The sequence below is a fragment of the Xanthomonas hortorum genome, assembly GCF_024339125.1.
GTDB classification, from domain to species: Bacteria; Pseudomonadota; Gammaproteobacteria; order Xanthomonadales; family Xanthomonadaceae; genus Xanthomonas; species Xanthomonas hortorum.
Genome location: NZ_CP101417.1, coordinates 1,259,795 through 1,276,925, shown reverse-complemented (window position 1 = coordinate 1,276,925; position 17,131 = coordinate 1,259,795). Strand labels below are relative to the sequence as shown.

The 17,131-nt window shown below is 67.1% G+C and carries 16 protein-coding genes; 7 read left to right on the top strand and 9 right to left on the bottom strand.

Annotation, left to right across the window (positions count from 1 at the left end):
* Window positions 1-199: 199 nt before the first annotated feature.
* The 3 genes from NMB96_RS05375 to NMB96_RS05365 all read right to left on the bottom strand — a co-directional run bounded on the left by NMB96_RS05375 (window position 200) and on the right by NMB96_RS05365 (window position 2,339).
* The gene (locus tag NMB96_RS05375) at window positions 200-511 is read right to left on the bottom strand and encodes a protealysin inhibitor emfourin (RefSeq protein ID WP_205393146.1); all 312 of its coding nucleotides are present in this window, start codon (window positions 509-511) and stop codon (window positions 200-202) included.
* A complete protein-coding gene (locus tag NMB96_RS05370; RefSeq protein ID WP_255086439.1) occupies window positions 508-1,572 on the bottom strand; it encodes a M4 family metallopeptidase in 1,065 nt (354 codons plus the stop codon). Before NMB96_RS05370 ends, NMB96_RS05375 begins: the two co-directional genes overlap by 4 nt.
* A 110-nt stretch (window positions 1,573-1,682) precedes the next feature.
* Window positions 1,683-2,339 (bottom strand): SDR family oxidoreductase, encoded by a 657-nt coding sequence (locus tag NMB96_RS05365; protein WP_255086438.1) that lies wholly within the window; start codon window positions 2,337-2,339, stop codon window positions 1,683-1,685.
* 254 nt (window positions 2,340-2,593) lie between these two features.
* Between NMB96_RS05365 and NMB96_RS05360 the strand changes: the two genes are divergently transcribed.
* The 5 genes from NMB96_RS05360 to proP all read left to right on the top strand — a co-directional run bounded on the left by NMB96_RS05360 (window position 2,594) and on the right by proP (window position 6,916).
* A complete protein-coding gene (locus tag NMB96_RS05360; RefSeq protein ID WP_425520905.1) occupies window positions 2,594-3,040 on the top strand; it encodes an NUDIX hydrolase in 447 nt (148 codons plus the stop codon).
* Window positions 3,041-3,099: 59 nt separating this feature from the next.
* Window positions 3,100-4,236, top strand: coding sequence for an alpha/beta hydrolase (locus NMB96_RS05355; RefSeq protein WP_255086436.1), 1,137 nt, complete (start codon window positions 3,100-3,102; stop codon window positions 4,234-4,236).
* Between the two features lie 102 nt (window positions 4,237-4,338).
* Window positions 4,339-4,737 carry a host attachment family protein gene (locus NMB96_RS05350; protein WP_006453262.1) on the top strand — a complete coding sequence of 133 codons (399 nt, stop codon included), beginning with the start codon at window positions 4,339-4,341 and terminating at the stop codon, window positions 4,735-4,737.
* Window positions 4,738-4,755: 18 nt separating this feature from the next.
* Window positions 4,756-5,091, top strand: a complete 336-nt coding sequence (locus tag NMB96_RS05345; RefSeq protein ID WP_255086435.1) for a thioredoxin family protein — start codon at window positions 4,756-4,758, stop codon at window positions 5,089-5,091.
* Window positions 5,092-5,425: 334 nt separating this feature from the next.
* Complete coding sequence (proP, locus tag NMB96_RS05340; protein ID WP_255086434.1) at window positions 5,426-6,916, top strand: glycine betaine/L-proline transporter ProP; 1,491 nt, start codon at window positions 5,426-5,428, stop codon at window positions 6,914-6,916.
* Window positions 6,917-6,958: 42 nt separating this feature from the next.
* On the opposite strand, the gene NMB96_RS05335 is transcribed toward proP, so the two are convergent.
* Window positions 6,959-7,408 carry an SRPBCC family protein gene (locus tag NMB96_RS05335; RefSeq protein WP_006453265.1) on the bottom strand — a complete coding sequence of 150 codons (450 nt, stop codon included), beginning with the start codon at window positions 7,406-7,408 and terminating at the stop codon, window positions 6,959-6,961.
* A 171-nt stretch (window positions 7,409-7,579) separates the two neighbouring features.
* On the opposite strand from NMB96_RS05335, the gene NMB96_RS05330 reads away from it, so the two are divergent.
* Window positions 7,580-8,374, top strand: a complete 795-nt coding sequence (locus NMB96_RS05330; RefSeq protein ID WP_043888808.1) for an EcsC family protein — start codon at window positions 7,580-7,582, stop codon at window positions 8,372-8,374.
* Between the two features lie 636 nt (window positions 8,375-9,010).
* Window positions 9,011-9,649, top strand: coding sequence for a DUF938 domain-containing protein (locus NMB96_RS05325; protein WP_255086433.1), 639 nt, complete (start codon window positions 9,011-9,013; stop codon window positions 9,647-9,649).
* A gap of 276 nt (window positions 9,650-9,925) precedes the next feature.
* Here NMB96_RS05325 and NMB96_RS05320 read toward each other — a convergent pair whose 3' ends face one another.
* The 5 genes from NMB96_RS05320 to NMB96_RS05300 all read right to left on the bottom strand — a co-directional run bounded on the left by NMB96_RS05320 (window position 9,926) and on the right by NMB96_RS05300 (window position 17,125).
* Window positions 9,926-11,692: a carboxypeptidase regulatory-like domain-containing protein gene (locus NMB96_RS05320; RefSeq protein WP_255086432.1), complete on the bottom strand. Its 1,767-nt coding sequence runs from the start codon at window positions 11,690-11,692 to the stop codon at window positions 9,926-9,928.
* Window positions 11,689-13,965 carry a DUF4175 domain-containing protein gene (locus tag NMB96_RS05315; RefSeq protein ID WP_255086431.1) on the bottom strand — a complete coding sequence of 759 codons (2,277 nt, stop codon included), beginning with the start codon at window positions 13,963-13,965 and terminating at the stop codon, window positions 11,689-11,691. The genes NMB96_RS05320 and NMB96_RS05315 overlap by 4 nt, the downstream gene beginning before the upstream one ends.
* Window positions 13,962-15,152 carry a BatA domain-containing protein gene (locus NMB96_RS05310; RefSeq protein ID WP_023902023.1) on the bottom strand — a complete coding sequence of 397 codons (1,191 nt, stop codon included), beginning with the start codon at window positions 15,150-15,152 and terminating at the stop codon, window positions 13,962-13,964. The genes NMB96_RS05315 and NMB96_RS05310 overlap by 4 nt, the downstream gene beginning before the upstream one ends.
* A gap of 70 nt (window positions 15,153-15,222) precedes the next feature.
* Window positions 15,223-16,119 carry a DUF58 domain-containing protein gene (locus NMB96_RS05305; RefSeq protein ID WP_043888810.1) on the bottom strand — a complete coding sequence of 299 codons (897 nt, stop codon included), beginning with the start codon at window positions 16,117-16,119 and terminating at the stop codon, window positions 15,223-15,225.
* A gap of 13 nt (window positions 16,120-16,132) precedes the next feature.
* Window positions 16,133-17,125: an AAA family ATPase gene (locus NMB96_RS05300; protein WP_023902025.1), complete on the bottom strand. Its 993-nt coding sequence runs from the start codon at window positions 17,123-17,125 to the stop codon at window positions 16,133-16,135.
* Between the last annotated feature and the right edge of the window lie 6 nt (window positions 17,126-17,131).

Below are 17,131 nucleotides of genomic sequence, written 5' to 3'. Positions count from 1 at the left end.
CGTCACGCTAACGCAGCGGGGACCACTATGCGTCACCAGCTGTGCAGCCCTAGAGCATCTAGGCAGCTTAAAGGGTGCAGGCATCCGCAGTTGGACCATCTTTTACGACAGACACCGCGCAGTGCGCGGTGTCTTCGTTTGTGTGTGGTGATGGACACGCGCGCTGGTTAGCGGGCACCGTCACCGCGGCATAGCCGCGCTACAGCGTGCCCTGTTTCCACAGCCGCACGATTTCGGCCGGCGCATGTTCTTCGGGAATGCGTAGCGGCTCGCTGGCACCGTCCCAGGCGATGCTGAAATAGCGTCGGTCGCCGCCACCGGCCTGCGGGCGCGGCAGTGCATGCACCAGGCATTGGTCCAGCAACGTGCGCAGGTGCAGGCGCTGCGCATCGTCCAGTTCATCCATCACCAGTTGCCGCTCGCGGCGCATGGCCGGGAACGCGGCCACGCCGCCCTCGCGTGCAAGACGCAAGGTTACGCCCAGATCCACCGGCGGCAACTGTGGGCTCATGCCAGCACGCCCACGTCGCGCCAAGCCTGTTGCACGGCGAGTGTCTCCACACTGTTGGCGCCGTAATCGGCGCTGGCGACGCTGACAGTGCGTGCGGCAAAGGTGGCGAAGTCCGCACCCGCAGCCAGTTCGCCACCGGTGAGCGTGCGGTACCAGATGCGGCCGGTTGTTTCCCACGCCGCGCCGCCGATCGCCACCGCAGCGCGATAGAACGCGTGATTGGGAATGCCGGAGTTGTAATGCACGCCGCCATCGTCCTCTTGCGTGTTGACGTAGCCGGCCATGGTGGCCGGTTGCGGATCTTTGCCCAGTGCAGGGTCATCGTACGCGGTGCCGGGCGCCTGCATCGAGCGCAGGCCCACACCGTTGATGCCGGGCATCAACAAACCTGCGCCAATGATCCAGTCGGCCTCGCTTGCGCTCTGGCGCAATGTGTACTGCTTGATCAGCACCCCGAACACATCCGAGACCGATTCGTTCAATGCACCGGATTGCCCCTGATAAATCAGATTGGCGCTGCGCTCGGTGACGCCATGCGTGAGCTCATGGCCGACCACATCGATGGCGATGGTGAAGCGGTTGAAGACCTCGCCGTCGCCATCGCCGAACACCATCTGTTCGCCATCCCAGAAGGCGTTGTCGTAGCCGCGCTCGTAATGCACGCTGCCGATCAACGGCATGCCCGCGCCATCGATCGAGTTGCGCCCGTACACCGTCTGGAAGAAATCATGCGTGGCACCGAGATAGTTGTACGCCTCGGTCACTGCCACATCGTCGGTGGCTGCAGCGCCTTCGTCGCGCACCAGGGTGCCGGGTAATGCGGTGCCTTGTTGCGCATCGTAAATACGCCGCCGCACCGCGTGCGTGGCCGGTGCGGCATCTGCAGCGAGCGCCTCTGCGCGTGCGAGCAGGCCCTGCGCACGCTGCTGCCGCAGGAACGCGGTGATGTGGCGGGACAGCTGCGCGCAATGGCGTGCATGCTCGGGCGCCGCCTGCGCCACATGGTCCAGCAAATACGGCGGCAAAATGCCGGCACGGCGCGGGGCGACGGACGCAGACATAAGCGGTCTCCACAGTGAGATGCGCTCGCGACTATGCCCAGGCCTGGTTTAGGAAAACGTTAGGCCGGCCCGGATCACTCGCCTGTGGCGTGTTGCGATAGGTCTGGCGTTCATTCCAGCTGCGCCAATGCCTGCTGGATCGGCGTCTGCCCATCGATGAAGCCGACGGTCTTGCCGATGGTGGCCGGCGTTGCCAATGCCGCCGCGATCACCTGCGCCACGTTGCCGCGCGAGACGCCACCGTCGGCATCGCCGCCCGGGTCGCGGGTGATGCGGCCCGTTGGTGCATCCTGGGTCAGCCGACCCGGCCCCAGTACGGTCCAGTCCAGCGTGGTATTGCGCAGATGTGCGTCGGCGGCGGCCTTGGCCTGCGCGTAGGCGAAGAAGCCATCGTCCGGCCCGATGCCGTGTTCCAGCCCGGCACCGAGATAGGACACCATCACGTAACGGCGCACGCGCGCCTGTTCGGCGGCATGCATCGAACGGATTGCCGCATCGCGATCCACCGCATAGGTGCGCGCTGCATCGCCACCGCCGGCGCCGGCCGACCACACCACCGCATCGTGGGCGGAGAACGCAGCGGCAATCGCATCGGTATCGGCGTGTTCGATGTCGAACAGCAACGGTGTGGCGCCATCGGCAACCACATCGTCGGTGTGCTCGGGATTGCGGAACAACGCAGTCACCTGATGCCCACCGCGCACCAATAGCGGAGTGAGCAAACGCGCGACCTTGCCATGGCCGCCAATCAACACGATACGAGACATCCACCACTCCAGCACTGCGCGCCGCAAGGGCGCGGAATGCCACCATCCTCGCCAATGCGGTGCTAAGGCGGTGTTATCGCAGCGGCGATCAGCTTCTTATTCTCAGTGTTTGTCTTCATTGCATCGAACCCACGTCGCCCGCTATGTGCGAGACATCGGCAGCAGCCAATACACCGGCTCAAAACGCGCATGGCGCAATGACCGCATCGATCGCATCTGGGACACTATGCGGCCCCTGTGTGTGCGAAATGCCGATGACCACCTCCCCTGATTTGCGTCCACGCGTTGGATGTGGCGCCTTCATCCGCCGTGCCGATGGCCACTTGCTGCTGGTGCAACGCGGGCGTGCGCCCGAGCAAGGCCATTGGGGCTTGCCCGGTGGCAAAGTGGACTGGATGGAAACCGTCGAAAACGCCGTGGTGCGCGAAGTGCTCGAAGAAACCGGCCTGCATGTGCACCTGCAACGCGTGCTGTGCATCGTCAGCTACTTCGAGCCGGATCTGACGCCACCGGAGCATTGGGTCGCGCCGGTGTATCTGGCCGCCATCCAAGGCAGCGAACACGCCGTGCGGCGCGAGCCCGAGGCAATCCTCGCTATCGGCTGGTTCGCGCTGGACGCACTGCCATCGCCGCTAACCACCTCCACGGTGCAGGCATTGCAGCATCTGCACGCGCAAGGCCTGCCGGCCTCTACAGACTAAGCGCGGCACGTCATCGTCTGGCGCTATCCTCGCCGGCTGACTGCCTGGGAGGGCAACGCATGGCACACCATTGGTGGATACGAACGGTTGTTTTGCTGCTGATCGGCAGCGTAGGCACTGCATACGCTGCAGCGGCAGAGACGGCACAACCCGCTGCTGCAACCGCACAGAACGGCATCCGGCATGTGAGTGCATTCGCGCTGCCGGTCTCTGAGTATCTGAGCCCGGCGGCACGCGCGCATGTAGCTGCAGAAGTCGCGCGCGTCGATCCGTTGGCCAAGGCCGACAACGCCACGCTACTGAAGCAATTGCCCAGCATCCGCGCCGACACCGAACGTTGGGCCGAAGGCGTGATCGCGCAGCTGCGCGCACGCTACGCGGTGGAGATCACGCCCGAGACCTGGAACGGCGTGCCGGTGTTGCGGGTGGAGCCACGCACGCGCACACCGGAACAGGCAAAGCGTTTGCTGATCGAGCTGCATGGCGGCGGATTCGTGATGGGTAGCGCTGCCTCGTTCGGCCTGATGGAAGCCATCCCGATCGCAGCGATGACCGGCATGAGCGTGGTTGCGGTGGACTACCGGATGGGTCCGGAGCATCGCTTCCCGGCAGCCAGCGAAGATGTGGCGGCGGTGTATCGCGCCGCGCTCAAGACCTACGCACCGGAGCGTATCGGCATCTTCGGCTGCTCGGCCGGCGGTGTGCTCACCGGCGAGTCGCTGGCCTGGTTTGCCAAGGAGCGCCTGCCGATGCCGGCGGCGGCAGGCATGTTCTGCGCCGCTGGCGATGCGCGCTATCGCGGCGATTCGCGTGTGGTGGTCGCTGCGGTGAACGATGCCTTGCTGCCGGACAAGGCCGGGGCGCTGCCGATCATGGAAGACCTGTATTACGGCGAGAGCGTGGACTTCCATGACCCGCTGGTGTCGCCGGTGTTCTCCGATGCGGTGCTGCGCCAGTTTCCGCCGACCTTGTTTCTCACCGCAACGCGTGCGGCCGAGTTGAGCGCCACGGCCTATACACATGCGCGCCTGGTGGATCTGGGTCGCGAATCGGACTTGCACGTCTGGGACGGGCTGGGCCATGGTTTCCACCTCACCGAGACACTGCCGGAAAGCCAGCAGGCGTTGCGGGTCACTGCACGCTTCTTCAGCAAGCATCTGGGCCTGCCACCACCGGCATTGGCCGCGCCACACTAACGCCACGCTGACATCGACTAGGCACCGCGCTTACATCTTCTCGCCTAGGTTGAGACGGACCGGTGCTGCACTTGCAGTGCCGACATTGATCAGGAGAGTCGGATGAGTCTGCAAATTCCTCAGGGTGCACTGGTGGTTGTGGCCGATGGCGGCGAAGCACGTTGGTTCACCAATACCGGCAACGAAGCCAAGGTGGTGCTGCGTCAGCACGCGCGCACCGATGTGCAGAACGTCGATGACGACGGCCCGGCCGGCAAGGCGCCGCAGGATCTGAGCAATGCGGATCTGGACGAAATGACCTTCGCCAAGCAGTTGTCGCACGCCTTGAACGATGGCGCGCTGAAGCACGAATACACGCATCTGGTGTTGGTGGCCGACCCGACCACGCTGGGCCGCGTACGCCCCTTGCTGCACAAGGAAACACAGCAGCGCCTGGTGGGTGATCTGGCCAAGGACCTCACCAATCTGCCGCTGGAAGACATCCAGCGCGCGCTGTCCTGATAGCGGAGCACGCGCGCGATGGGGTTTGTTCGCGAGTACGCCACGCAGGCACCTGAGCGCAGCGAGGTGGGTGCACAGGCCGGGCTGCAGGTGCTGGAGTTCGGCACCGATTGGTGCGGTCACTGCATGGCCGCCCAGCCGCTGTTGCAAAAACTGCTGGGTGGTTTCGAGGCGGTGGATTACCGCAAGGTCGAAGATGGAAAAGGGCGGCCGCTTGGCCGCTCTTTTCGCGTGAAGTTATGGCCAACCATCATCCTGCTGCGCGATGGCGAAGAAGTCGCGCGCGCCGTGCGCCCGCAGACGCGCGAGGATCTGCTGCCGTTGTTGGCAGTGCTGGGTGAGCCTGCGATTTAGAGCGGCTGACAAAACTATTGCGCTCACCGCAAGGTGGGCGCGGCCGTTGCTGTATGCGTTGAAATACCTTGAAAACAAGGTGTTTCCGTAAAACTGCGCCCTCGCGCCTGCAGCGATCTGCACGCTGTAGTAACATGTGCGGCTGATCAAGCCCCTGGGCACTTGCCCACCCCTTGGTCGTCTGTCCCGCAGCGTCGCTGAGTGTTCGCGGCCGTCCGGGAATGCCTCCGGTGTCATCCCCTGCATGTGCGTTTGCCATGCGCGCGCGATGTGCTGTGTCCTGTGCGTTGCCAGGGCGAGTGGGCAGCGATGGCCGCACATGGAGACCAAACATATGCACGACACGCGCGCGATTGCCTCGCACTTCGGTTGGTTCAAGCGCCGCCGCCAACTGCAACTGGACGAAGTCACCGTGGTCGACCGCCCGATGCTGCGCAAGGCCGTGGGTGCGGCCGCACTGGGCAATGCGATGGAGTGGTTCGACTTCGGCGTGTACGGCTATCTGGCGGTGACGCTGGGGCAGGTGTTCTTCCCCGCGAGCAATCCCACCGCGCAGTTGATTGCAACCTTTGCCACGTTCACCGTCGCGTTTTTGGTGCGGCCGATCGGCGGGATGGTGTTCGGACCGCTCGGCGACCGCTACGGGCGGCAGAAAGTGCTGGCGGCCACCATGATCCTGATGGCGTTGGGCACCTTCAGCATCGGCTTGATCCCGTCCCATGCAACCATCGGCGTGTGGGCGCCGGTGTTGTTGCTGTTGGCGCGTCTACTGCAAGGCTTTTCCACCGGCGGCGAATACGGCGGCGCAGCGACCTTCATCGCCGAATACGCCACCGACCGCAATCGCGGCCTGATGGGCAGCTGGCTGGAATTCGGCACGCTGGGCGGTTACATCGCCGGTGCGGCCACGGTGACGGCATTGCACATGGCCTTGAGCCAGACGCAGATGCTCGAGTGGGGCTGGCGCATCCCGTTTCTGGTCGCCGGCCCGTTGGGGTTGCTGGGCCTGTACATGCGCATGAAACTGGAAGAAACCCCGGCGTTTCGCGCCTATACCGCGCAATCGGAACAACGCGAACGGCAAACCGCAGGGCAAGGCCTGCTCACGCTGCTGCGCCTGCATTGGCCGCAGTTGCTCAAGTGCGTTGGGCTGGTGCTGGTGTTCAACGTTACCGACTACATGTTGCTGACCTACATGCCCAGCTACCTCAGCGTCACCATGGGCTATGCCGAGAGCAAGGGCCTGTTGCTGATCATTCTGGTGATGCTGGTGATGATGCCGCTCAACATCGTCGGCGGCCTGTTCAGCGACAAGCTGGGCCGCCGCCCGATGATCATCGGTGCCTGCATTGCCCTGTTCGTGTTGGCGATCCCGTGCCTGATGCTGATCGGCAGCGGCCACGACGGGCTGATCTTCGCCGGGCTGATGCTGCTCGGCCTGGCGCTGGTGTGCTTCACCAGCTCGATGCCCTCCACGTTGCCGGCGCTGTTCTACACACCGGTGCGCTACAGCGCGCTGTCGATCGGCTTCAACGTCTCGGTGTCGTTGTTTGGCGGTACCACGCCGTTGGTCACTGCCTGGCTGGTGGAGCGCACCGGTGACCCGCTGGTGCCGGCGTACTACCTGATGGGCGCAGCCGCGATCGGGTTGGTGACCATGCTGTTCGTGCGCGAAACCGCCGGCTTGCCGTTGCGTGGCTCACCGCCGGCCGTGGCCACCGATGCCGAAGCACGCGCGCTGTTGCAGGCCGATAGCCCGGTGACGGTGGATGCGCAGCTGCCACTGCGCTCCGCGCCCTCCATGGGCCAGCCGCGCACGGCGTAAGCGGGCTCGGCGCAGCGTGCATGCGCGTGATGCGCACCGGGCTCAATGCAGGTTGGGCGCAAGCATGTCGGCCGAGGGCATGCCTTCGCCGGTTTCCACATAGCGTTTGAGGCTGCTGCCCAGGAAGAAACGCCAGCCGCGCGCGCAGGCCTCCTTGCATGGCGATTCGCGATAACCGGACTGGACGAACTCCACCTGCGTGCCCTGGCTGGTGGAGTGCAGCTCGAAGCGCATCACGGTGCCTTTCCAGGCATCCGAATCGAGCATGTTGGAGTCGTGGCAGCGCCAGCACACCAGGCGATGATCGGCGCCCTCGTCGATGCTCAACTCCACCCGCCAGCCCTGACGGCTCCAGTCCAGCCGCACCCTGCCGTTGCCCAGGCTCACCTCGCGCGTCCACCAGCGGGCCAGCTGCCTTGGCTCGGACAGCGCAGCGGAAACCACTTCCGGCGCGGCGGCAATGACGATGCTGTGGCGGATCTCACGATTCATCTGGTGGGCATTAGCAGCGTAGATCCCGATGATCGCGCATTTTGCAGGCCAATTGCAGGATTGTCCTGGCACTGCACAGTTCGCTCGTCTAACGCTCACATGGCGCTGGGTACCATCGGGGCGGACCCCTAACGACGAAGAACAGGCATGACGACGCTTCCGATACCAGTGATGGACGTTGCCGCGCAACGCGATCTGGCCACGGCGCACGCGCTGTTGGAAAACCCCGGTGTGGCAGCGCAACTTGCCAATGCGCTGGGCGCGCCGATCGAGAGTCTGATCACCAAGCGGCTACCGAAAATGCTGACCCGCAGCATCGATGGGGTCACCCGCCGCGCATTGCAGGTGGCAATGAAATCGGCATTGCTCAGCTTGCGCGGCCAGGCCGACACGCAGCAGCCCGCCTCCACCGCGCGGCACACCATGGTGGTGGCTGTCGCGGGCGGTGCAGGCGGATTTTTCGGATTACCTGGTCTCCTGGTGGAGCTGCCGGTGACCACCACGGTGATGCTGCGCTCCATTGCCGATATCGCACGCTCGGAAGGCGAATCGCTGCACGATCCGGAAACGGCGCTGGCCTGTCTGGAAGTGCTGGCGCATGGCGGACGCAGCGTCAGCGACGATGGCGCCGAATCCGGCTATTTCGCCGTACGCGCGGCCATGGCGCAGCAACTCAGCGCCGCCGCGCATTACGTGGCCGCACATGGTTTCGCAAGCAAAGGCGCACCCGCGCTGGTGTCGTTGGTGTCGCGCGTTGCGGCCAAGTTCTCAGTCAACGTGGGCGAAAAACTCGCCGTGCAGGCGGTGCCGCTGGTAGGTGCCGTGAGTGGCGCAACGCTCAATACCGTGTTCATGCGCCACTTCCAGGCGATGGCACGCGGGCATTTCATCGTGCGCCGGTTGGAGCGGCGCTTTGGGGAAGAGGCCGTGCGGCGCGCGTATGACGCATTGCCTGCACCGCGTTGAGATCCAGACCGCACCTCGTCGGCCGGCCGCACACCACGCATTGCTCGCAACCACGCACACCGACCATCTCCACTGGTCCTTGCCCGCCCACCGTCGCGGGACCTTACGCGGCATGGATGCCGCGTAAGAGCCTACACGGACGTACTTGCGGCGTGTCCCGCGATGGTGGGCGGGCAAGGGCCCTGCAACCAGGCCGCAGATCAGCCGCTCTGCAACCGACGCATCCACACCGTTCGATTTACCTCTCAAGGCGACCGAGAGCTCGAGCTTCAGCGTCGTTTGGATGTTTCAAAGCCGCGTTGGTCGGCGTTGGTCGAGGGCGCGATGCGCTCACCGCTTGCGGGACACGCCGCAAGTACATCCATGTAGGCTCGGTGGCGGCATCCATGCCGCCACACGGTCCCGCAATCGGTGAGCGCATCGCACCTGCTCATTTGGCTGTGTGCTGATGGGAACTACAAGGCCGACTGCGCTCACTTACTTGTTGGACGTAGTAGTTCACTGACCTCCAAGTCTTGCGTTGCTCCGTCGGTCATTCCCGCTGATCTGCGCGTTGATCACTTGCCAGCAGAGCTTTGGATGCACGATGCCACTGCGACACGTCACAATCACTTTCGCCTATGTCGGACCTCGTCCATGAGCAAACCTTTTTCGCCGGCTTCCGCGCGCAACCGTGACCCGATCCTTGCGGTATTGCAGCGTTACTTTGCCGACCGCCGCCATGTATTGGAGATCGGTGCAGGCACCGGGCAGCACGCGGTGCATTTTGCGGCGGCGATGCCGTGGCTGCGTTGGCAGGCGAGCGATCATCCCGATCATCTGCCGGGCATGACGCAGTGGCTGGACGAGGCGGCATTGCCAAATATGCCGCCACCGATTCCGTTGCAGGCGGTGCTGACGCCGACGCCTGGTTTGGCGCCCGCCCCGCCATTGCCGCCGGTGCAGGCAGGCGAGCCTGCCGGCTATGACGCTGTATATAGCGCCAATACCTTGCACATCATGGGCTGGCCGCAAGTGCAGGCGTTGTTCGCGGGATTGCCTGCAGTGATGACGCCGGATGCGCTGCTGGTGGTGTATGGACCGTTCAACCGCGATGGACAATTCACCAGCGACAGCAATTGCGCATTCGATGCGATGTTGCGCGAGCGCGATGCGGCCTCGGGGATTCGCGATGCAGAGGCGGTGGATGCATTGGCGGCGCAGGTGGGGTTGCGGTTGGTGGAAGATGTGGCGTTGCCGGCAAATAATGTATGTCGGGTGTGGCGGCGAGCGTAAGTCGGTTGCTTTTTGAAAAGCACGCACACCGACCATCTTGATTGGTCCTTGCCCGCCCACCCTCGCGGGACCTTACGCGGCATGGATGCCGCGTAAGAGCTTACAAGGACGTACTTGCAGCGTGTCCCGCGAGGGTGGGCGGGCAAGGACCCTGCAGCCAAACCACAGATCAGCCGCTCTCCACCTGATCCTACAGCCACGACAGGACACTCAAAATTTCGAGCCGTGAAAGCGGCATCGCACCCATGCGCTGACCCGGGTTGGCGCGGCGGCAACTCAGCGCCTGCGTCGTTCCAGCCACCAAAACGCCGTGGCTAGCGTGAGCCAGGCCAGTAGCCACGGCCAGCGGGTGCCGGGTTGGGTTATTGGCGTGCCGAGGGTCGCGTTTGTGTGGGTGGCGGCGGCCATCGCAAGGGTGGCGTCGCGGGTTTGTTGGGTATGCACGGTGGGGGCGTCGGCGGGCGCGCGGACGTAAAGCCAGCGTTGGTCTTTGCCGGTTTGCAGGCGATGCCAGCCTGCGCTTGTGGGCCAGTAGGCGGCGCAGGTTTGGGCGCTGCTGGTGGGGTCGATCAGCAACGGTTGGGCTGGACCGGTTGGGCCGGTGACATGTGCGTCTGCAGCGAGACCGCACAGTGACATGCGTTGTTGCGACCAGCCTTCTTGCACCGGGGCGGGTGCGGTGCCGCCCGCGCGGGCGACGGCGCCGAACAGCTGCGCCCACAGCGCGGCATGCAGGTCGCTGCGACCGGCCAATACCAACGCGAAGCTGTCTTCGATCAGGGCGATGCCGATGCGGCCGCGGCCTTGTGCGTGCCACCAGCCCAGCGTGCTGCCGTCGTCTGCGCGTGCTGCAATCACTGCCTCGGCATCTTGCGGTTGCAGATCGCGGCGTTGCAGCGGTGGAAGTGCGGCAGTGTCGGCAGGGGCTGCAGCTGGATCGATGGACGGTGCGGCCGAAGACAGCGACCGCGGGGCGGCGATCGCAGTACTGGTGCTGCCACCGGTTGCCGCGAAGCCGAGTGCGTTGAGCGCTGCGCGGGTGCCGGCATCCAGTGGCCCGTCGGTGCGTACCAGCACGCCCAGGCCGCGGTCGATCGCGGCGCGCACGGTTTGGCGTTGCGCGTTGCCCAGCGTGACCAGGCGGCGTTGGTCGATGACCAGCAGGTCGAGCTTGTCCAGGCTGGCGGCGTCCAGCGCAGCGCCTTCGCCCAACTGCACGCCGGGCCCGACCGCGATCTGGCTGCGCACGTCCAGCCCGGCATCGCTGGCCCAGCGGCGCAGGTATTTCAGTTCCGGCTGCGGCGCGCCGGCCAGCAACAGCACACGCGCGGGCGGCACTGCGGTGATCAGCACCGGCACCTGCACGCGGCTGCGTTCGGCGCCTGCGGCATCGCGCAGGCGCAGCGCGAACACCACCTGCCCTGCTGCGCGCGCCAGGCCACGCAGATGCACCTGGCCGGTTGCGTTGGCTACGGCGGTGTCGACCACCTGGCCGGCGGTGTCGAGTAGCTCCACCCGTGCTGCCGGCAGGCCCTGGACGCGGGCGCTGATGGCGAAGGTTTCGCCGGGGGCGACCGGGGGCGGTGGCGAGACGGCGACCAGACCCTGCGGTGCCGGGCCAAGCGCCAGTCGCAGCGGTAAGCCAAGTGCGTTGCGGTCGCGTGCCGGCAGGCCGGTGCCATGCACGACCAATGCGGTGGTGCCGGGTGCGCGGCGCAGGGCGGTGGCCAGATCCGGCACGCGTGCCACGCCTGCCGGCGCAGGCGCTTCGGGCAAGGCGACCCACTGCGCGGCGTTCGGGCCGACCTGAGCTGCCGTGGTGCCCGCGGTGGCGACGTGCAGCTCGCTCGTGCTGCCAGCGCGCGGGGGCGGCAGCAGCACCGGGTAGAGCAGGCCGGCGAGTAGCGGTTGGGCGGCAAGCAACAGCCACAGCCTGGCGCGCGAATGTGGTTGCCGAGCGTGTGCGCGTAACAGCCGGAACCAGCCGACGACGACCACCAGAAAGAGTGCCGAACCAACCAGCCAGGGCAGTGACAGCGTCATGGCTGCGGCTCCCGGCGCAGTGCATCCAGATAGCGTTGGCCGCGTGCGTCCGGTGTGGCGCGTCGGTGGACGGGCGCGGGCGGGGCGATGAGGGTGCGCCAGACTTGGGCGCGCAGCTGGGCGCGGCAACTGGCGCAGTCCGGTTCGGCACGCAGGGTTTCCACCGCGGCAGCCAGGCTCAGCGGGTCGTGCAGGCGGTCTTGCTGGCGCTGCAGCCACTGCGCGTAGCGGGCCAGGGTGGGGTCCGGCACGGGTGCGGGTTCGCCCAGCGCGTCCCATAACTGCAGCGCGGACGGGTCGGGATCCGGGCGGATGTCCAGCCCGGCGGCACGGTCGCCCAGGCCGGCGCGGTCGCCGCTCAGGCGCCGGCTGGGGTCGATCGGCGGCAGTTGCGTGCCGACCCGCGCCAGGTAGATGCGTTCGGCCTGCTGCACCTGCTTGATGAAGCCCAGCGCCTTGTTGGCGTAGGGCAATGCGCGCTCGGGGTGGCCCTGGCGCAGTTCGCCCTCGGACTGCCACATCCGGTCCAGCGCGGCGCGTAGCAGCGCACGCGTCTGCGGGTCGAGCAAGGTGGCGGCTTCGGCGTGGTCGTGGGTATGCCCGAATTCGGAGAGCACATCCTGCGCCTGGCCGAAGCTGCTGCGCTCGGGCCGGCCGTTGTTGTTGCCGTGGTCATGGTCGTGGTCATCCAGCGCGGCGGCGCCGGGTTCGGATGCGGCGTCGTGTTCGTGCTCGTCGTGCCCGTGTTCGTCCTGGGCGGGCGCCTGCGCAGCTGTCGCAGGCGTTGCCGGTGCATCCGCAGTGGGCATGTCGGCGGTGGGCAGATCGTCGGCCGGGGCGTCGCTGGTGGGCGGGGCGTCGGCAGTGGGTGGGCCCTTGGGTGCGCCTTCGCTCTCTTCGCCGAGAAACTGGCCATAGCGCAGCCGCAGCAGGCGCTGGTCCACGCCGATGGCGTCGGCGCGCTTGAGGTAGGTGGCCGCATCCAGGCGCGGCTTTTCCTTCAGCAGCGCCTCGGCGTCGATGATGATCTGGCGCTGGCTGCGGAAGTAAGCCGGCAAGGTCTGTTTGACGCTGGCTTCCAGGCCGGCGGCCATGGTCTGTTCGGGCGGCGGCCAGCGCAGGATCACGCTGGCGCTGCGGCCTTCCTGCGGACCGGGTTGGCGGGTGTCGTGGACGATCAATTGGGCGATCAGGTCGTCGCCGGCCGCCATGCCCAGGGCCTGCGGCTGTAGCGTGGTGGAGAAGCTGCGTTGCCTGGCCGGGCCGCTGCCGGTGAGGGTGCGGCGCTGGGTCTTGAAGGTGATGTTCTCGCCGCTGCCCTGGGCCAGGGTCAGGCGCAACTCGGCGGTGGCGGCCACCGCGTAGTCGTCACTGGCTTCGAAGCGCAGCGTCCAGCCGGCATTGGTGGGCGTCCACAACACCAGGCTTTGTTCGGGCGCGAGCACGCGCACCTGCGGCGGGCGATCCGGCAGCACGTCGAGCCGATGCAGCTGGCGGTCTGCCGGCGCACCGTCGATGAGGATGCGATACAGGCTGGCGCGCTCGGCGATCCACTGGCCTTGCCACTGATCGCTGCTGCCTTGCCGGGCCAGCGCGATGAGGCGGCCGTCGGTGAGCCGCAGCGCCACGCTGCGCGGGGCGGGGCTGACCTGCAGCTGCCAGTCCAGCCGGGTGCCGGTTGGCACGCGCGCATCCAGGCCGGGCAGGCGTGCGGATGGCAGGCCGGTGTAAGCGGGCGGAGTGCTGTGTAGCTGTGCCTGACGCAGCGTGGGAGCGCCGTTGCCGGCACGGGCAGCGGCGACGCGGTCGTTGCTCGGCGCGGGCTGGGTGGCGCGGTGTGGCCACAGCAGCAGTGCGACGCAGGCCAGCAGGCCGAGCAGGCTCCATGGCCAGGCACGCCGCCACGGCCAGGCCGGGCGTAGATCGCGCGGGGTGCTGCGCAGGCGCTGTTCCAGGCGATGCCGTTGCAGGGCCTGCAAGGGGCCGAGCTGGGCGGTCGAGGCGAATAGCAGGTCGCTGCTGTCTTCCAGGTCCGCTTCGCGATCCAGCCGGCGGATCAGCCAGGTCTGGTCCAGCCGGCGTGCCGCCAGCACCGCCACACCGGCCAGTGCCAACACACCGGCAATGAGCGACGGCACGATCACCACATGCGCGCCGGTGCGCCAGGCCAGTACCGCCGGGAGGACGGCCAGCGGTAGCCCGAACAGCAGCACGCCTGCGGCCTGCCGCCGCCGCGCGGCCTGCCAGGCGTGGTGCAGTGCCGGCGTGCTCATGCCGCGTTGCTCCGGCGTGGCGATGTGGCCAGCCAGCGTTCGGCGGCGAACAGCAGCAGCACCAGACCGATCAGCCATGGCGCCAGCGGCCACGGTGCGGCGGTCAGGCGGATGGCCGCAGGGCCGCGCTGTGGTTGTTGGGTCTGTGCCAGCGCGCGCTGTGGTGCGGGCGTCGATTGCAAGGCGTCGTGCAGGCGGGTGGGGAAATCGGCATCCAGCAGCGCGGGCAGGTGCTGCGGTTGCAGCGGCGCGGCCCAGCGAAAGATGCGTCCGCGCCCTAACGCGATGGCATCGATCAGCGACGTGCCACGTGCGTCTTGCAGCACTGCCTGCCGCGGGCCGGCGAGTGCGGGCGGGGCCGGCGTCTGGGTGTCGAGCAGCAGTTGCCCGCCGGCTGCGACCCAGGCGATGACCGGCGCAGGCGGTGCGCTGTGCGACAGCCAGACCACCACCGTGCCGGGTGCCCAGCGCGCTGGCACTGCGGCGTCGGGTGCGCTGACTGGCAACGGGCCGGGCACTGCCCAGGCAGCGTGTACGGCGCGCAGATAGCGCAGCGCCGGGTCGGCAGGGGCGTCGGCGATCGCCTGCAGCCGCAGCGGTGCGACAGCTGCGGCAGGGGCGAGCGGCGATTGGCCGGGCAGCACCTGCCATTGCACGCTGCGCGACAGCTGCAGGCGCTGTGCATCCAGCGGCCCCCATTGGCTCGGCACGATGACGCTGAGTGCGGTGCCCGGCGGCAGGCTGGCATCGAGTTCGCGCAGCAGGCTGCCGACCGGTTGCGTGGTGCCGGCGGTCGCGGGGTGTGTGTTGGTCGCATCGGCATCGATCGGCGGGAAGCCCGGCGCCAGCCACACCCACTGCGCGTTCGCTGCGTGGCTGAGCGCGCGCGCCGCGGCCACATCCACGCCAGGACTCACCGCAACGCGCGGGCGCATATCCTGATGGTTGCGCAATGCCGGCTCGGCCAGCAGCAGCGCCAATGCCGCGAGCAACAGCAAGCGCACCAGCAGCAGCGGCCATTCGTCGAAGCGCACACGATGCCGTGGGCGCGGCAGGGCACGCAGCCAGCGCAGCGCGGCGAAGTCGGTGGGCCGGTGTTCGCTGCGGCGTGCCAGGTGGATCAGCAGCGGCAGCAGCAGTGCGGCCAACGCGGCCAGGCCGGCGGGGAAGAGCAGGAGCAGGTTCACGGCCGCGCCACCTCAGCGGCGTGCGCGATGAGGTGCAATGACGGTACCTCGCTGAGGCAGGTGTATTGGCTCATCGCCGCGTACCCTGCCCGAACAACGCGCGCAACGCCGCGTCGGGTGGTGCATCCAGATAATGCAGCGCATGCGCAATGCCGGCGGCCTGCCAGCGGGCCTGCCGCGCGCGCTGTGCATCGCCGAAGCGTTGCAGATACGCATCGCGCATCGCGGCGCCATCGCCGAGCAATTCTTCGCCGGTTTCCGGATCGCGGAAGCGGTGCCCGCCGCTGAAAGTGAAATCGCGTTCGTCGCAGGTCAGCACTTGCAGCTGGATCACTTCGCGGCGTGCGGCGGCGAGTTTTTCCAACGCGCCGACCAGTTCTTCGTCGAAGCCATCGCCGATCGACAGCACCAGCGCATGTGCGGCGATGCGTTCCCACAGCGGGCGTAGCGCATCCATGCCGGGCCAGCGTCCACCGGCGCGCAGACGCTGCAAGGCCAGCCAGAGCCGGTCACGTTGGCGTGGACCGCCGCCTGCCGGCACCGCCGCCAGGCCATCGCCGTGCACGGCGAACAAACCGACCTGATCGCCCTGGCGCAGCGCTACTTCGGCAGCGCATGCGGCCAAGGTCGCCATCGCCTGCAAGCGCGTGTAGGCAGGGCGCGCCTGATCGGCTTGGCCAGCGGAGGCGGTGGCATCGAGCAACAACCACAGCGTGAGCGGGCTTTCGCGCTCTGCTTCGCGCACGAAAAAACGGTCTGAACGTGCGTAGAGTTTCCAGTCGATCTGGCGCAAGGCATCGCCAGGTTCGTAAGCGCGGTATTGCGAAAATTCCAGCCCGGCACCACGGTTGCGGCTGGCGTGCTGGCCGATGCCGTGCGCGCCCTGCGCGTGGCGCGCGCGCAGCTGCAAACCACGCAGGCGGCTGCGCAGCTCGGCAGGAATCAACGCCGGCAGGTCCACGCTCACGCTACTGCGTGCCTCACGCCGGGAACGGCACGGCGCGCAACAGCGCTGCGACCACATCGTCGGCGCTGCGTTGTTCGGCCTCGGCCGCAAACGACAGCAGCAGGCGGTGGCGCATCACTGGCGCTGCGAGCGCAATGACATCGTCGCGGGTGGCGGCAAAGCGGCCGTGCAGTAATGCGCGTGCCTTGGACGCGAGCACCAGCGATTGCCCGGCGCGCGGGCCGGCGCCCCATCGGATCCATTGACGCACCTCGTCGCTGGCCTGCGGGCCGGGCCGGCTGGCGCGCACCAGGCGATTGATCCAGGTCAGCAGATCCGCGCCCACGTGCACCTGCCGCACCTGTTGCTGCAGCGCCAACACGCTGTCCGCGCCCATCACCACCGGCACCTGTGCAGTTGCGGTGCCGGTGGTCTGGGTGAGGATGTCGTGCTCTTCCTGCTCGCTGGGGTAGTCCACTCGCACATGCAGCAGGAAGCGGTCCAGCTGCGCTTCCGGCAGCGGATAGGTGCCGGCCTGTTCGATCGGGTTCTGCGTGGCCAGCACGAAGAACGGCGCCGGCAGCGCATAGGTGGTGCCGGCATAACTGACGGTGCGCTCGCTCATCGCTTCCAGCAACGCGGCCTGGGTCTTGGGCGGGGTGCGATTGAGTTCGTCGGCCAGCAGCAGGTTGGTGAAGATCGGCCCCTGCTGAAAACGGAAATGCCGATGCCCGGTGCCGTGATCTTCTTCCAGCAGCTCGGTGCCGAGAATATCGCTGGGCATCAGATCGGGAGTGAACTGCACGCGGCGGAACTGCAGCTCCAGCGCTTGCCCGAGCGAGCGCACCAGCAGCGTCTTGCCCAGGCCGGGCGCGCCTTCCAGCAGGCAGTGGCCGCCGGCCAGCAGGCCGATCAGCAGTTGCTCCACCACCGCGCCCTGGCCCACCACCGCCTGGGCCAGGGCCGCACGCAGCGCGCCGAGTTGGGAGAGCTGGTTGGCGAGAATGTCGTCGTTGGGGGAAGTCATGGGGAA

Bases quoted from the DNA above. Each gene is read 5' to 3' on its own strand.
- NMB96_RS05375 (WP_205393146.1), bottom strand. From the start codon at position 511: ATGAGCCCACAGTTGCCGCCGGTGGATCTGGGCGTAACCTTGCGTCTT.
- NMB96_RS05330 (WP_043888808.1), top strand. From the start codon at position 7,580: ATGGACGTTGCCGCGCAACGCGATCTGGCCACGGCGCACGCGCTGTTG.
- proP (WP_255086434.1), top strand. From the start codon at position 5,426: ATGCACGACACGCGCGCGATTGCCTCGCACTTCGGTTGGTTCAAGCGC.
- NMB96_RS05320 (WP_255086432.1), bottom strand. From the start codon at position 11,692: ATGACGCTGTCACTGCCCTGGCTGGTTGGTTCGGCACTCTTTCTGGTG.
- NMB96_RS05345 (WP_255086435.1), top strand. From the start codon at position 4,756: ATGGGGTTTGTTCGCGAGTACGCCACGCAGGCACCTGAGCGCAGCGAG.
- NMB96_RS05325 (WP_255086433.1), top strand. From the start codon at position 9,011: ATGAGCAAACCTTTTTCGCCGGCTTCCGCGCGCAACCGTGACCCGATC.
- NMB96_RS05350 (WP_006453262.1), top strand. From the start codon at position 4,339: ATGAGTCTGCAAATTCCTCAGGGTGCACTGGTGGTTGTGGCCGATGGC.
- NMB96_RS05365 (WP_255086438.1), bottom strand. From the start codon at position 2,339: ATGTCTCGTATCGTGTTGATTGGCGGCCATGGCAAGGTCGCGCGTTTG.
- NMB96_RS05370 (WP_255086439.1), bottom strand. From the start codon at position 1,572: ATGTCTGCGTCCGTCGCCCCGCGCCGTGCCGGCATTTTGCCGCCGTAT.
- NMB96_RS05360 (WP_425520905.1), top strand. From the start codon at position 2,594: ATGACCACCTCCCCTGATTTGCGTCCACGCGTTGGATGTGGCGCCTTC.
- NMB96_RS05315 (WP_255086431.1), bottom strand. From the start codon at position 13,965: ATGAGCACGCCGGCACTGCACCACGCCTGGCAGGCCGCGCGGCGGCGG.
- NMB96_RS05355 (WP_255086436.1), top strand. From the start codon at position 3,100: ATGGCACACCATTGGTGGATACGAACGGTTGTTTTGCTGCTGATCGGC.
- NMB96_RS05300 (WP_023902025.1), bottom strand. From the start codon at position 17,125: ATGACTTCCCCCAACGACGACATTCTCGCCAACCAGCTCTCCCAACTC.
- NMB96_RS05335 (WP_006453265.1), bottom strand. From the start codon at position 7,408: ATGAATCGTGAGATCCGCCACAGCATCGTCATTGCCGCCGCGCCGGAA.